This window comes from Variovorax sp. PBL-H6, from assembly GCF_901827155.1.
Taxonomy (GTDB): domain Bacteria; phylum Pseudomonadota; class Gammaproteobacteria; order Burkholderiales; family Burkholderiaceae_C; genus Variovorax.
In genome coordinates, this window is record NZ_LR594659.1 from 4,180,480 (window position 1) to 4,195,400 (window position 14,921).

Genomic DNA, 14,921 nt, shown 5'->3' on the forward strand with positions numbered 1-14,921 from the left:
CAGTTTCGCCCTGCTTAATCCGCCATCTGTCAGCCGGCAGGGCGTTGGCTATCGCGTGCGTCTGCGCGCAACATCTCGACGAAGTCACGGACGAAGGGAGGCAGCTCCTCCGAATCTCGGATGCAGATGTACTGCGGCCGAATGGACCATTCGTCCTCCAAGTCGACGATGCGGATGTTCATGGACTTCGCATGGCGCACGGCCGGCAGATGGGTGAGCACACCGACGCCGATTCGCGCCTGAACCATCCGACACAAGGCCTCGAAATTCCCCACCTGGGCGCGAAGACTGATGTGTCGCCTGAGTATTTCGGCCTGCTGCTGCAAGAACGCGTGCAGAGTGCTCGTCTGGGAGAGTCCGACGTGATCGAAGTCCAGCGTCTCCTCGAACGACACAGCACGCCTGCCGGCCAGTGGGTGACCTGAAGGAACGGCGAGCACCATGTGGTCAGTGCGGTAGGGATAGATTTCCAACCCCGACGTGCCGACGTTTTCGAGGATCACGCCGACATCGACCACGCCCTCCGCAACGGCGCGAACGATGTCGCTCGACAGGCGCTCGCGCAGGTCGATGCTGGTTCGAGGCCGGCCTGCAAGAAACCGTTCGATCACTGAAGGCAAAAACTCGCTGATGGCCGTTGTGCTGGCCATGATGCGCAAGCGCCCGTCGACGCCTTCGGAGATATCGAGCATCTCACCGCGCAGCTGTTCGATCTGCTCCAGGATCAGGCGCGAGTGCTTGATCATCGTCTGGCCCGCGCTTGTCAGTGTCAAACCCTTGCTGGTGCGGTTGATCAGGCGCATGCCGACCGATTGCTCCAGCTGCTTGACCCGATTGCTCGCAGCCGGAAGGGAGGTGTGGACCTGTTCGGCCGCACGCGTGAGGCTGTTCGTGTCAGCGATACGCACCATCAAGCGGAGATCGGCGAGATCGAAGTGAACCGAGCGCCTGGGGCCGCCCTGCTGCCGTGGCGGAGTGCTGTCTACCATCGAAAGGACGAAATCTGGGCCGAGTCTTCACCGTCCGACTGCCGCCACTTTTCCATGCTGAAAGTCACCTTTCGGTTTGTCGAATAGACCCGCGCATTCGTAACGACGATGCTTGGTGATCATCAACTAATTCGCCGCGAAATCATGCATCCCACCCCCGGCATTCACGAGCATGACGTGCCCGTTTCACCATTGGGAAGACTGAAAATCGCTATAACGATCGACGACATGCTTTTGCTCCGAGGAGTTCCGATGGCTCCCGGGCACAGTGTGCCATCAAACACTCGAGCGATCATCTCTGCATTGAAGGCGCATCGCGTCGCTGGGGTGTACCAATTCTCCAATACCGCGCCGATTGAAGATGACGCGAGCTTGCTCGAGGTTTTCGACCTGTGGGTGGGGAGTGGCCACCATGTCGCCAACCACACGCACAACCATCCGCCGCTGAACTGGTTGGACGCGGACACCTACGCGCGCGACATCGAAAAGGCAGAGAAATACCTGGGCCGCTATATCAACCAGGCGCCGCGACGCTGCTTCCGGTTTTGCATGGATCTCTGGGGCGACACGGCGTGCAAATGCGATGCGATCCTGGACAGGCTGGAGGACATGGGCTACACGCCGATCCCGGTGAGCATCGGATTTCACGATATCCGCTGGAACGCGGCGTACTGTCGGGTTTTGAAACGCGGGTCACCCGAGGACGCAGCCCAGATACGTCGCGCCTATGTCGAGAGCGCGCTGCACGAGCTGCGCACCCATGCAGCGAACGCGAGAGCGGTCTTCGGTCGCGACCCGATCCACGTCTGGCTGATCCATGGGACTTCCATCGCCGCTGACTGCCTGGAACAGATTCTGGATGGCTTTCGTGCGGCAGCGGTCGACTTCGTCTCACTCGATGAGGCCATGGGCGACCGCATGAACGCCGAAATTCCTCCGCGTGTGAGCCCTGAATTCATCTTTCAGGTCGAGAAGTGGGCGTTGGCGCTGGGTGTTCCAGTCACTGACCGGATGCCGTCGATCCTGGAAGACATCGAGAAGTTGTATCCCGCCCCCGGCGAAATGCAGGCGGAGATCACTTCGCGCATGCGCGAGCACATCGCATCCGCCACGGGCGCCGAGATCCGGCCCATTCCTCTTTATCCCGACCATCAGCGTTGAACCAGCTAAGACATCCATGCAGTCCACATCCTTCGATCCCAACACCTACGACGGCGTGCGCTACGAGCACCTCACGCCGGACATCGTGAACATCGCGATGTCTCGACCGGCCGTGCGCAACGCGCAGAACATGGAGATGACCTATGCGCTGAACGCAGCGTTCGATCGCGCCGCGCAGGACGACACAATCAAGGTCATCATCCTCTCAGGCGACGGCGATCACTTTTCGGCCGGGCACGACATGGGTGGCGACCACCACAGAACCTGGCGTGACTTCCGCACGGTGGGTACCTGGGCTGCTTTCGACGGGCCCGGCGTCGAAGGTCTCTATGGTCGCGAAAAGGAGATCTACCTGGAAATGTGCGAACGCTGGAGAAACCTGGCCAAGCCGACGATTGCGGCGGTGCAGGGCTCCTGCGTGGCAGGCGGACTGATGCTTGCCTGGTGCTGCGACCTGATCGTCGCGGCTGAAAATGCCCGGTTCCGCGATCCCACGCTCGAGTTCGGCGTGGCAGGCGTGGAATTCTTCATGCATCCCTGGGAACTGGGCGCCCGCAAGGCCAAGGAATGGCTGATGACGGGAGATTGGCTGGGCGCTCAGGATGCGAAGCAGTGCGGCATGGTCAACCAGGTGTTCCCGACAGAGGCCCTGATGGAAAGCGCGCTGGACCTCGCCAAGCGAATCGCCAACAAGGGGAGCTTCGTGCTTAAGGCCGTCAAGGAGTCCGTGAACCACGCGCAGGATGTCGGCGCGCGTCGCAACGCGATGATGCACGCCTTCGGCCTGCACCAGCTTTCGCACCACCACAACAAACAGCAGTGGGGATTGCTGGTTGACCCGAAGGGCATCCATCCAGCACTTCGCGAAAAGATCCGCGTCCGATTCAATTTGCCGGGACTGCTTGGGACGGGGGACCGGACAACCTCGTGATCGGCTGATGTCGGGTCCCCCCGTTTGGCGCTGGCAGTCACCGGATTTCAGCGTATGCCGGCGGACGCGATTCGCCCAGTTCCCCAATGAAAAAGGGCGTCCGGTGGATGAAACCGGATGTGAAACCGATCTAAAGATGCCCCGCACGGGACATGAATGCTGGGTTGGGTCAATTCGATAACACTCCCGTACCCCCTTTTGTACCCCCTCTTCAAGGCGCGCCTTCTTATGTTGCATTTGCAGATCATTGATCGCCACGCCTGTTCGAGAACCGTCATAGGTTGCGTTTGGTGTCATCGCGGTCTCTCCTTTGTTGATCGTTGCGATCGGGCACGCAAGCCTAAGGAAACGAGACGTGGCTTCTGGGTCGCCCGGAGTTGCACACACCCGGATGCGGACGCGCAAACGAGAACGACGCAGCATGCGCCTGCCCACCGAGAACTGTCGGCCCTGAGGCACAGTCCACGGCGAGCAACCGGTCAATGAAGGTTCAGAGACCGCGCCGCTACAGCACTCCTGCTCTGCCGATACCGGTAGCGGCGTAACCAAAGCCTCAGCATTCACTCAAATGGAATGCTCTGCGCGGCAATCAGGCCGTAGATCGAAACGCCGCGCCCCCTTTGCGATGGCCCAGCCCTGCTCCCTGATGAGGTCGATAATCTTCAGACTGCAAGCGCCTGAACGGTGGTCTTGCTCTGACCTTGTAGCCGTCGCGGTGCTGGTTCTCAGACTATGGAATTCCTGCCGACGCTGTCAGGCCGCAACCGGCGGCTTCTAGCCAAGGAGAACAAGATGACTGTTCCGACCACACCATCGAGACACTGAAGGGCGAGCGTTGCCGAGCTGCGGGTGATCTTCAACAACGAGCGAGGCGTCTGTCGACGCGGCGTTGCCGCGACAGGAACGCCGAAGCGTGATCCGCACCTACCTGCATATCCGCTGTGTACTGATGCTGAAGCGCTGAAGGCGAGCGCGCACGGGACGCATGTCCGCACCGGCACGAGTCTTTGGCTCGGGGCGGCAGGCAAGCATCGGCCGGGCTTTCAGCGTGGAGCGAAGCGTTAGAAGAGACCTCCGAGTCCGATTCGTGTCAAAGACTTCCTAATGTCATTGTTGGGGCCCATTCCGTTGCGCAGGTCGTTGTTAACTGTCCTCACCGCCCGATTGAATTCGTTGTTCGGCCCCGGGCCCCTTTGAATGTCATTAACGGCGTTATTCCACGTCTGAAGAGCGAAGCCGTTCGGGCCTGCAATCCTGTTAAGGTCGAGGCCAAGCGCGCGAAGCCCCTTTGTGATCTCGTTGTTGTCGCCGAAGCATCCATTTCCGCCGACGCCAATGGTGAAGCACTTGTCGAGTTCCATGGCGGTAAGTCTGCCGCCGGTACAGGCGGCGAAGGCGTAAGGTTGTCCGCCGCTGGACATCGCACATTCCGCGGCGACGGTCAGTTCGGGATTCAGCTTTAGCGCGGAGCCGGCAGCACAACCAGCAATCCCCCACATTGACGCATTGCCCTGCTGCGCTTGCTTGGTCATACACGCGACGGCACGAGCCGTCTGCGGATCGAAGTTTTGGTTGGCCATACAGAGTGGAAGTTTTGTCGTGTCTGCTCCTTCCTTCTTGTAGCAATCGACCGCCTGGTTCAGGGCCCTACGCTCGTTCTCGCCCATCATGGTTCCGGCGAGGCAGGTCGTCATCGAAAGTTGATCGTCCTGGGCACGGCGCATGCACTGATAGGCCTTGACCTGATCGCCTGTCATCATTTTTGGCACCATGCAATCAACAAAGCGTTGCCTGTCGCTCCCGGAAACCTGAAGGCATTGAGCGGCATCTTCGGGCCGGGCACTTACGGGCGGAGAGATGCCAACTGCACTGCGCATGAATTGATTGGGTATCGGTATCACGCCGTTCGACGCAGAAGGAGCAATCACGCCTCCCTCTGCGGCGAATTGGTAGTTGGGGATGGCCACCTGTATGGGCGCAGGTATTGGCTGAAATGTCTGGCATCCGCCAATCACGACAGCCCCAGGCAAATTAAGACTGAGTTGAATCAACTGTCCTTGCCACGTGACGAAGAATGCGTCCACCATGGGGTTTGCCGCCGGCATACGAAGGAACATCTGGCCTGACGGGTCTCGCGCCGCAATGCCCGCGTTTTGGGGGAAATTTTCCTGAAACGTATAGAGTGACTGCGTCACGATGAATGATTGACCTCGCATCTGGTCAATGCAGCGCGCGAGAGGCGGTCCGGAACTCGGGCCAGGTCCGGCACCCGGCGGAAACAGCATGGGCTGAGCGGCGAGGCAAGAGGCGAAGAACAGCGACCCGCAGGTGGCTGCAAGACGTTTGACTATGCGCATGATGTCCAACCTCCGGGTTGCGGCCGTGACCATACTCCCGCGGGGCGGCCAACACAATCCATACGAATGGCTAGGAGGCACGCGAAGACGCGATCAGGGATCGGCCAAGAAAGAAGGTCAAACCGCGCTTGAGAGGCTTCATCCGGAATTCGAAGTGTGCAGATGCCGGTGATCGTTCCGAAAGGAGATCGCGATGAAAGCTACTTTTTCTGCGCTGGCAGCCGTGATGGCGCTGCTTCTTGCTTTCTACGCTTCGGCTGAAGTACGAGTGGCATAGACCAAACCTCCACCGGTTAAGAGGTGCGATCAGGTTGTGTCGGAGTTCAAGGCAGGGACCTCAGGCCCAGTGCGTGCTCGCGGACAGAGCGCGGTCGGGCGTTGCCTGCTGCTGCTTTTCGGATCCAGTTATGGGAGGACGCAGAACGTTCTGCTGCGACCCGGTCCCACCTACGACATTCGATGGGTGACTCGTGCATCTGCACATATCTCTGGCCGGCGCTCGCAGCTCCTATGGCCCCTCTGCCAAGCCGCGCGATATGCTGTTCTGTATTCCAAGCACAGAAAGCGTGAGAGACAAGATGAAGATCTTCATAAGTTCCCTGATCCGCGGATTCGAGCCATTTCGAGAGGCCGCACGATCTGCGGTGACGACGCTGCGTCATGAGCCGGTCATGGCCGAGGATTTCGGCGCACAGCCCAACTCCCCGCAGGTTGCATGCCTCCAGGGCGTCCGGTCGGCTGAGCTAGTCCTCCTGATCCTCGGTGAGCAGTATGGATTTGTTCAGGGGACGTCCGGCGTGTCCCCGACGCACGAAGAGTTTTTGGAAGCGCGTGACACGAAGCCGGTGCTGGCCTTCGTGCAGGAAGGCATCACCCGCGATGCGCAGCAGACGAAGTTCGTCTCCGAAGTCCAGGGCTGGCAGCAAGGCTACTTCCGAGGCGGCTTCAAAACAGCAGAAGAGCTGAAGGATCTCATCACGCGCGCGATCCATGACTACCAGCTTGCGCACGCGGCTGCGCCTCTCGACATCGCTGTCCTCACGCAGTCGGCGGTCAGCCTTCTACCGAGGGCCCGAAACGGCAACTCAGTTCAATCGCCAGTCCTGAACCTGGCCATCACTGGCGGCCCGCTGCAGCGCATCCTGCGACCTGCTGAACTTGAAGACCGAAAGCTGGTGAACGACCTTCACCAGCATGCGCTGTTCTCAGAGCCCCGTCTGTTCGACAGCACCAAAGGGATGGAGAGCGACATTGACGGCGCTGCGCTCTATCTTGAACAAGAGGGCGGCGCAAGAATTCAGCTTGACGAGCAAGGTGGTCTTGTGCTTCGTCTGCCGCTCGAACGGCAATCGCGGAGAGGCCACGGTTTCGGCGGCAGTTTCGCCCTGATTCAGGAAACTGTCGTCGAGCAACTGACTGCAGGAATCGCCTATGCCGACTGGGCGCTTGACCGGATCGACCCCACCCAGAAGCTGACGCATGTCTCCATAGCGGCCCGCATTGACGCTAGCGAGCACCTGGGATGGCGAACGCAAGCCGAAGACGACGCCGGTCCGAACTCCGGCACGATGGGATTTGGTGGCGGAGAAGAAAAGCCGCCTGTTGCGGTGGACAGGCCACGCCCAGCCCTGCGGTTCGACGCCGCAAACCTAGCCGAAGATCTGATGGTTCCACTCAGGCGTCGGCGAAAAAACAAGTAGCGCGACCTCGGGACGGTTCGCGCTGTATTCCGTCAGGGGAGCAGGCTGTACCTGCCCAAGGACGAACTGCCTCGCACCACGGCCTATGGTTGCGCGTAGCCAACGAGGCCGAGGATAGCGCGCTGCCGCTCGAGCTCGACGACATCGAGGCGAACTTGCCGTCGATGGCGGCCAAGAAGGGGGGCATGCATCGCGAGCGCGATCACACCTCTGAGCCTCGCCACTTCTGTGGCTGTGGCTGTGGCTGTGGCTGTGGCTGTGGCTGTGGCTGTGGCTGTGGCTGTGGCTGTGGCTGTGGCTGTGGCTGTGGCTGTGGCTGTGGCTGTGGCTGTGGCTGTGGCTGTGGCTGTGGCTGTGGCTGTGGCTGAGCATCGGCGGCTCCATCTGCGGACGGTGCCGCACCGGCGAGCTTCGATACGACCGTGCAATGTTCGACCGACCTGTGCGTGCCACTGCCCGGCGTAACGACGCGCCAGCCGCTCTGATGTCGCTTGAACCAAGTCAAAGCAGCGGGCGGCGCCGGGCGCACGGCTGCTTCGTGATGACGAAAACGCAGTGGGTTTCCACATGTGATCCCCTGTAGAATTTGTAACAATTCAAACTCAGAATAGAGCCGAAATGGCCGCAGACAAGAACTCGCTGCTTGGCCAAGGCCGGCGCTTTCAATCGGGGGTCAGGGCAGGCCTCCGATCGCACACGGGCAAAGCAGTTAGGTTGCTCCGGGAAATGGCGAGCGCTTGACGGGCATGGCGCTCCAAGACGCACCTCCGCTGAGCCGCTTCCTCAGGATGGCCGTAGTGGCGGGCGTCGAGAGCGCCGTTCAAATTCACATCGACCGCGGCGACGACCTCGACGCCCGCGACGACAAGGGCCAAACGCCCCTCATGCTCTCTGCGGCGCGCAACAAGGCCGTCATTTGCAAGCTGCTGCTAGCCGCCGGCGCCGACGCTCGCTTGCTCGACCCTTCGGGGCGCGACGCCCTTGGCATCGCCCATGCGTCTCGCGCGCTTGAAGCGGTCTCGGCGATAGAGGCGGGCCTCGTGGCCCTAGTCGTCGAGCAGGCCCCCGCCCAATCCGTGCAGGCCGTCAACGACGCCTCCGTATTCGACCAAGCAGGCCGCGAGCCTGATTCGTCCCCTCCCCGAGCCGCAATCACGACATTCGGAACCGCCGTGCCAGAGATCCCCACAGAGGTCGTTGACGATGGCCTCGTCTTTGATCTCAGCGGGTGGGAGGCCGAAGAGGAGCAGGCGCCCCCCGACGGCGATCCGACACTCGCCGTGGCCGCCGTGAAAATCCAGGCGACGATCACCGAACACCAGTCCATCGACATGTCGGCCGACTGGGACGACTTCGACGCCTTCCTGCCCGACCGGGCGACTCCACTGCCGCGCGTCGACGATGACGAGGCGCGCGCGCGGTTGCGCCTGGTCGTGCTACGCGCCATCCGCGAGGGCAGCGTCCCGCACGCCGCCATTGAGGATTTGACGCGCGGCAAGGATGGCGAGCCCGACGCCGAGGCCGGCGCACTGCTTTGCATGGTCGTCAACGACCTCGGCGCCGAGACCGACGAGCGGTTTGAGTACTCGGCGCCCCACGAGAGCTTCGAAGTCTTCGTGTCGCCGGATGAAAGGCCGGGCGAAGAGGACGCAATCGCCGACGCCTTGGCTTTCGTGGACGACTTGGCCGCGCGACGCAACGAGCCTTTGCGTCTCTATCAGCGTGAGCTCCAGCGCGAGGCCTTGCTCACTGCCGAGGCCGAGGTCGCCTTGGGCCAAGCCATGGAGCACGGCCTCGAGAAGGCGCTCGACGCACTGGCCGCGTGGCCTGGAGGCATCGCCGCCACCTTGGAGGCGGCCCGCCAAGTGGTTAAAGGCTCCAAGCCGCTGCGCTCGATGTCCTCTGGACCGCAAGTCGAGCCCCAGGATGCGCAAGCGGCGCCCACCGTCGAGATCGACGCTGACGCCGACGTGGACCCCGCATTGGACCCGCCGGCCGCCGAGGGCGAGTCCACGAGCTCCGAAGACGAACCCGATTCGCAGTTCGGGCTCGAGGCCAAAGAGACCGACGACGAGCTGGCGCAGTTTTGCGCCAACGCGGAGCTCTTGTCGGGCCTGCCCGTCGGCACGAGCCAAGACGCGGCCAAATGGGAAGCCTGCCGCGGCGCGCTGGTCTCCCTGGGCCTGACCAGCGGCTTTCTGATGGAGCTGGCGGACTCCGGGCTCATCGGGGAAGCCGAGGCCGCTCACGCGTTCGGCCAGGCGATGGGGGCCTACAAGCGCGCGCGCGACGGAATGGCCGTCGCCAACTTGAAGCTCGTCTACTCCATCGCCAAGAAATACCTGTTCAGCGGCCAGCCGCTCGACGACCTGCTGCAGGAAGGAAACATCGGTCTCATCAAGGCCGTGGACCGCTATGACTGGCGCAGGGGCTTCAAGTTCTCGACCTATGCGACTTGGTGGATTCGCCAGCAGGTCGGGCGCTTCGTGGCCGACAAGGGCAAGACCATCCGCCTTCCCGTCCACGTCTACGAGCAGACGCAGCGCATCGCGCAGGCCGCCCGTGCCTTCGAGCTCCGCCATGGCCATGCCCCGACGCTCGAAGAGATCGCGGCGCTCGTCGAGCTGCCCGTCCACAAGGTCGAGGCGCTCTCCCGCTTGGGCGTCGAGCCGCTGCCGCTGCACGAGCTGTCTGACATCGACAGCCTCATCGCAGTGCACGCGAAAGACCAGTTCGCTGTCCGCGATCCCGTCGAATGCGTCGAGGACATCCAGTTGGGCGAGTCGGTGGACCACTTCCTGAGCACGCTCAAGCTCAAAGAAGAGAATGTCGTGCGCATGCGCTACGGCATCGGCGTCCAGGACTCGATGACGCTCGAAGAGATCGGCGCGCGGATGGACGTGACGCGCGAGCGCATCCGGCAAATCGAGGCCAAGGCTCTGGGGCGGCTCCGGCATCCCGCGCGGCTCGACCGATTCTTGACTGAGCTCGGCCTTGTCCCGGCTACAAGACCCGAGCAAGGCGCCGACGAGACTGGCGAGGCGTACGACGACGGTGATGTCAGCGCGCCACCCACCGCGAAGGCTTCCGCGCCCAAGCCGAAGCCGGCCGCTCCTGCGGCTCCACGCCCCGAGCGGCGGGTCGGCTCCGAGCCCACGGCGCTCGTCAAGCTTTTGGACCAGACGCGCGAGGCTGGCATCGTTGTCGAGGACTACCTCGAGGGCGAGGCGCGCCGCCTGTGGGTCCACATCACAAACACGCCCGACAACCGCTCCCGAAAGATCGTCCGAAAGCTGATCGCGCTTGGGTTTGAGTTCTGGCCAGGGAAAGGCTATTGGCGATGAAGCCCAAGACAAGAAGCGCGCCGCCGCGCGCGATGGCGATGCTCGAGTCCCTGCGAGGCCTCGGCTACTCGACCGGTGCGGGCTTGGCCGACATCATCGACAACAGCGTGTCCGCCGGAGCCGCGGAAGTCCGGATCGACTTCGCATGGGACGGTTCTAAGAGCCGAATCACGATCCTCGACGACGGGCGCGGCATGGACGACGCCGAGCTCGAGAGCGCGATGCGCCTGGGCGACAAGAACCCGCTCGATCCGCGGGCGGCCCACGACCTTGGGCGCTTCGGCATGGGCCTGAAAACCGCCTCCTTCTCGCAATGCCGGCGGCTCACAGTCGCCAGCGTCAAGAAAGGGGCCACGAGCTGCCTGCGTTGGGACCTCGACGAGCTCGCTGCAGATCCCGACGGCGGCTGGCTTCTATTCGAAGGGCCGGCCCAGGGGTCCAAGCCCTTCATCGCTGGCTTGAAGGGCAAGAAGGCCGGGACGGTCGTGCTGTGGGAGTCGATGGACCGCGTAGTGACCTCCGGCTACACCTCCGACGACTTCCACGACCTCATCGACACCGTCGAGTCCCACGTGGCGATGATCTTCCACCGCCTGCTTCAAGGGCCGCGGCCTAAGCTCAAACTGCTCATCAACGGCCGGGTCGTCGCCCCGTGGGACCCCTTCATGACGGGACACCCCGCGAAGCCGTGGGCGTCGCCACCCACCCATCAAGCCACCGACTACGGCTCGGTCACAGCGCAGGCGCATGTCCTGCCGCATCGGGACAAGCTGACGGCCGCCGAGTATGACGACAACGCCGGCCCGGCCGGCTGGACCGCGCAGCAAGGCTTCTACGTCTACCGCAACGAGCGGCTATTGGTCGCGGGCGGTTGGCTTGGCCTCGGCGGCTCGCGCGCGTGGAACCGCGAGGAGGCCCATCGCTTGGCGCGCATCCGGCTCGACATTCCGAACACGGCCGACGCGGACTGGAAGATCGACGTCCGCAAATCGACGGCCCGTCCGCCCGTGTCGCTGCGGCCGTGGCTCACCCTGCTGGCCGAGAACACCCGCGAGCGCGCGCGGCGCGTGTTCGCCTACCGAGGCACGCCCGCTCCCGCCAAGGGCAACGTCCCTATTGAGCAGGCCTGGCGCGTCGAGCGGGTCAAGGCCGGGATGCGATACCGCATCGACGAGGCGCATCCGTCGGTGTCCGCCGTCTTGGAGAGCGCGGGCGCGCTCGCCCCGCTGGTGAAGTCGATGCTTCGGGTGATCGAGGAGACCGTGCCGGTGCAGCGCATCTGGCTGGACACGGCCGAGAACAAGGAGACGCCGCGCACGGGCTTCGAGGGCGAGCCCAACGCGGCGGTGGTCGAGGTCGCCAGCGTGCTCTTCGAAGACCTCATTGAGCGCAAGGGCCTGACCGTCGAGGAGGCGCGCAAGTCGATGTTGCGCACAGAGCCGTTTCAAAAATATCCCGCGCTCGTCGTGAAACTTGGGAGGAAACAATGACCGCAGCAGAAGAGGCAGCAGCGCAAGTCCAGTTGCTCGAAGATGTCATCGCCACCGCGCAGCGGCTGGTGAAGGCGGAGAAGGACTCGTCGATGATCACGCCAGCCTTCATCGCCGAGAAGGTGAAGCTGGCCGCAGCGATGTTCGCCAGCGACCCGCCGGTTCCATTTGACGAGGCCAAGGCGGTCTCCACGCTGATCCAGCGGTTCAGCCACCGCATGGGCAAGGCCACCACGCTCAAGGACGACGCCGGCCACATCGAGTGGCTCAACGCCGCCCGCAAGAAGGATTGGCACTACTGGCGCCGCTATCGCGACTATCAGGAGTCGAAGCTCTCCGACGTGGTCGTCGATGGCCTCGATGAATCCACCAGCGACATCCTGGGCCTCCTCGAAGACCCGCTGCGGGCCGACCCGTGGGATCGGCGCGGCCTAGTCGTCGGGCATGTGCAGTCGGGCAAGACCAGCAACTACACGGGCCTCATAAACAAGGCCGCGGACGCCGGCTACAAGATCATCATCGTGCTCGCGGGCCTGCACAACAACCTGCGCTCACAGACCCAGATTCGCCTCGAGGAGGGCTTCCTGGGCTACGAGACGACGCAAGGTGGCGATCCCGGAGCCTCCATCGGCGTGGCCGCGTTTGGCGAAGACCTCAAAACCAACTCGGCGACGACGCGCGCGGAGAACGGAGATTTCAGCAAGGCCATCGCCAAGCATTTCAACGGCATCTCGCCCGAGGAGCGGCCCTGGGTGTTCGTGGTCAAGAAGCAAAAGACCGTCCTGACCGAGCTGCTCAAGTGGATTCAGAAGCGGGTGGCCGACAAGCCCAACCCGCTCCTCTATTCGCTCCCGCTCCAGCACCCGATCCCGGACGGCAAGGACTGGAGGCTCGTCACCAAGCTGCCGCTGCTGGTAATCGACGACGAGGCGGACAACGCGTCGGTGGACACGGGCGAGCAGCTCTTCAACGAGGATGGCACGCCGGACGAGGAGCACTCGCCCAAGACCATCAACAGCCTCATTCGCCGGGTTCTGCACTCGTTCAGCCGCAAGGCCTATGTCGGCTACACGGCCACACCGTTTGCCAACATCTACATCCACCACAAGGGCGCGACCATCGCCGAAGGCCCGGACCTCTTTCCCAAAGCCTTCATCATCAACCTAGCGGCGCCGTCGAACTACGTCGGCCCCGCCCGCATGTTCGGCAAGCTGACCAAGGAAGGCCGCGTCGGCGCGCTGCCGCTCTCGCGCAGCATCCTCGACCACTACGACCCGGAGGCCGAGGCGGGTTGGATGCCGCCCAAGCACAAGAAGACCCACGTTCCGGTCCACAACGGCCAAGAGACGATTCCCCGGTCCCTGCGCGAGGCGATCCACTCCTTCGTCCTCGCCTGCGCGGTTCGCGAGCTGCGCGGCCAAGGGCTCGAGCACAGCTCCATGCTGATCCATGTCACCCGCTACGTGGCGGTGCAGGACCATGTGCGCGAGCAGGTCGAGGAGACCGTGCGCCGGATGCGCCAGAAGATCACCCGCGGCAGCGACGCGGACGAGCTGCTCGCGCAGATGCGCGGGCTCTGGGACGAGGACTTCGTCCCGACACGCGAAAAGGTCGCCTCGCTCTCGACGCCCGAAGAGCTGCCTCCGCCGATGCCCTCCTGGGACGACGTGCTCGCCAAGCTGCCCGACGTGCTCGACGACATCGACGTGCGCTCGATCAACGGCATGGCCAAGGACGCGCTCGACTACGCCACGCCTGGCGCCGCCCTCAAGGTCATCGCGGTCGGCGGCGACAAGCTCGCTCGCGGCCTGACGCTCGAAGGCCTCTGCACCAGCTACTTCGTTCGGACGACGAAGATGTATGACACGCTGATGCAGATGGGCCGCTGGTTCGGCTATCGCACGGGATACCTGGACCTCTGCCGGCTCTACACGTCGCCGGACCTGGTCAGGTGGTTCGGCCACATCGCCGACGCCTCCGAGGAGCTGCGCGAAGAGTTCGACTTCATGGCCAAGGCCAAGCTCACGCCCGAGCAATACGGCCTCAAGGTCATGTCGCACGAGACTCTCACGGTCACGTCGCCCTTGAAGATGCGCAACGCGCAGACGCTTTCGCTGACCTACAGCGGCACGCGCCCGCAGACGATCCTCTTCCACCGCAACGCGGCGATCCAACAGGCGAACCTCGACGCGACCGACGCGCTGGTCGCGACCCTCGGAACGAAGTTCGTGGACGCGCCGAAATACCCGCGAGACGGCGAGGCCGACTCCTGGCCCGGCGCGCGCCTTTGGCAGGACGTGGACGCGCCCCACATTCTGGCGTTCTTGGCTGCCTATACGACCCACCCGAACGCCACCAGCGCCAAAGCCGCGGTTCTCTCCGACTTCATCACCAAGATGCTCGACATCGGCAAGTTGAAGCAGTGGAGCGTCGCTCTGCTCTCTGGCGGCGATGGCGTTGGCGAGCCCCATGCCTTCCCTGGCGGCTTCGAACCGAAGTCGCTGCAAACGCGCAAGACGGACGATCCCGATCCACCGGGCGTGAAGGACCCGGCGATGTTCGCCATCGGCGTGCTCACCGACCCCAAGGACGAGGGCATCGACATCGACGACGATGTGTGGCGCGACGCCCTCGCCCGCACCCGCGCGGCATGGAAGCCAGACCCTGCGCGGGACCGCATCAACCCGCCCACGAGCCCCAGTGGCAAGGGCATCCGGGAGGCTCGCGACCGGCTTGGCGGCGACGCCGACCGCGGCCTGCTGCTGCTCTACACGCTGGCCCCCTACAAGGGCAAGGCCAAGGCTCCCGAGAACCTCATCGTGCCCGGCTGGGACAAGCCCATCATGGCCTTTGCCATTGCCTTCCCGTCGGCCGAGAACGGCATCCGCGTGGAATACGAAGTGAACCTCCTCTACTGGATGCAGGAATATGGCCCGTCCGAGTAACGAA

8 protein-coding genes are annotated in these 14,921 nt (G+C 63.3%); 6 read left to right on the forward strand and 2 right to left on the reverse strand.

Translation table 11 applies throughout. From position 1 onward, the window contains the following. Window positions 1-29: 29 nt before the first annotated feature. Window positions 30-989 carry a LysR family transcriptional regulator gene (locus tag G3W89_RS19805; protein ID WP_162575786.1) on the reverse strand — a complete coding sequence of 320 codons (960 nt, stop codon included), beginning with the start codon at window positions 987-989 and terminating at the stop codon, window positions 30-32. Between the two features lie 144 nt (window positions 990-1,133). On the opposite strand from G3W89_RS19805, the gene G3W89_RS19810 reads away from it, so the two are divergent. Then, window positions 1,134-2,150 (forward strand): polysaccharide deacetylase family protein, encoded by a 1,017-nt coding sequence (locus G3W89_RS19810; RefSeq protein ID WP_162575787.1) that lies wholly within the window; start codon window positions 1,134-1,136, stop codon window positions 2,148-2,150. A 55-nt stretch (window positions 2,151-2,205) separates the two neighbouring features. Beyond that, the gene (locus G3W89_RS19815; RefSeq protein WP_232076646.1) at window positions 2,206-3,081 is read left to right on the forward strand and encodes an enoyl-CoA hydratase; all 876 of its coding nucleotides are present in this window, start codon (window positions 2,206-2,208) and stop codon (window positions 3,079-3,081) included. 1,061 nt (window positions 3,082-4,142) lie between these two features. Here the strand turns inward: G3W89_RS19815 and G3W89_RS19820 are convergent. Beyond that, window positions 4,143-5,438 carry a hypothetical protein gene (locus tag G3W89_RS19820; RefSeq protein ID WP_162575789.1) on the reverse strand — a complete coding sequence of 432 codons (1,296 nt, stop codon included), beginning with the start codon at window positions 5,436-5,438 and terminating at the stop codon, window positions 4,143-4,145. Window positions 5,439-6,016: 578 nt separating this feature from the next. On the opposite strand from G3W89_RS19820, the gene G3W89_RS19825 reads away from it, so the two are divergent. The 4 genes from G3W89_RS19825 to G3W89_RS19845 all read left to right on the forward strand — a co-directional run bounded on the left by G3W89_RS19825 (window position 6,017) and on the right by G3W89_RS19845 (window position 14,917). Beyond that, complete coding sequence (locus tag G3W89_RS19825; protein ID WP_162575790.1) at window positions 6,017-7,138, forward strand: DUF4062 domain-containing protein; 1,122 nt, start codon at window positions 6,017-6,019, stop codon at window positions 7,136-7,138. Between the two features lie 746 nt (window positions 7,139-7,884). Continuing rightward, window positions 7,885-10,482 carry a sigma-70 family RNA polymerase sigma factor gene (locus G3W89_RS19835; protein ID WP_162575791.1) on the forward strand — a complete coding sequence of 866 codons (2,598 nt, stop codon included), beginning with the start codon at window positions 7,885-7,887 and terminating at the stop codon, window positions 10,480-10,482. Further along, entirely contained in the window at window positions 10,479-11,972 is a 1,494-nt protein-coding gene (locus tag G3W89_RS19840; RefSeq protein ID WP_197893570.1) for an ATP-binding protein, read from the forward strand. Before G3W89_RS19835 ends, G3W89_RS19840 begins: the two co-directional genes overlap by 4 nt. Beyond that, window positions 11,969-14,917, forward strand: a complete 2,949-nt coding sequence (locus G3W89_RS19845; RefSeq protein ID WP_162575792.1) for a Z1 domain-containing protein — start codon at window positions 11,969-11,971, stop codon at window positions 14,915-14,917. The genes G3W89_RS19840 and G3W89_RS19845 overlap by 4 nt, the downstream gene beginning before the upstream one ends. The last annotated feature ends 4 nt before the right edge of the window (window positions 14,918-14,921 follow it).

What these genes read in the sequence shown, in the direction of transcription:
- G3W89_RS19825 (WP_162575790.1), top strand. Translation starts at nt 6,017, where the DNA reads ATGAAGATCTTCATAAGTTCCCTGATCCGCGGATTCGAGCCATTTCGA.
- G3W89_RS19845 (WP_162575792.1), top strand. Translation starts at nt 11,969, where the DNA reads ATGACCGCAGCAGAAGAGGCAGCAGCGCAAGTCCAGTTGCTCGAAGAT.
- G3W89_RS19810 (WP_162575787.1), top strand. Translation starts at nt 1,134, where the DNA reads ATGCATCCCACCCCCGGCATTCACGAGCATGACGTGCCCGTTTCACCA.
- G3W89_RS19805 (WP_162575786.1), bottom strand. Translation starts at nt 989, where the DNA reads ATGGTAGACAGCACTCCGCCACGGCAGCAGGGCGGCCCCAGGCGCTCG.
- G3W89_RS19835 (WP_162575791.1), top strand. Translation starts at nt 7,885, where the DNA reads ATGGCGCTCCAAGACGCACCTCCGCTGAGCCGCTTCCTCAGGATGGCC.
- G3W89_RS19820 (WP_162575789.1), bottom strand. Translation starts at nt 5,438, where the DNA reads ATGCGCATAGTCAAACGTCTTGCAGCCACCTGCGGGTCGCTGTTCTTC.
- G3W89_RS19840 (WP_197893570.1), top strand. Translation starts at nt 10,479, where the DNA reads ATGAAGCCCAAGACAAGAAGCGCGCCGCCGCGCGCGATGGCGATGCTC.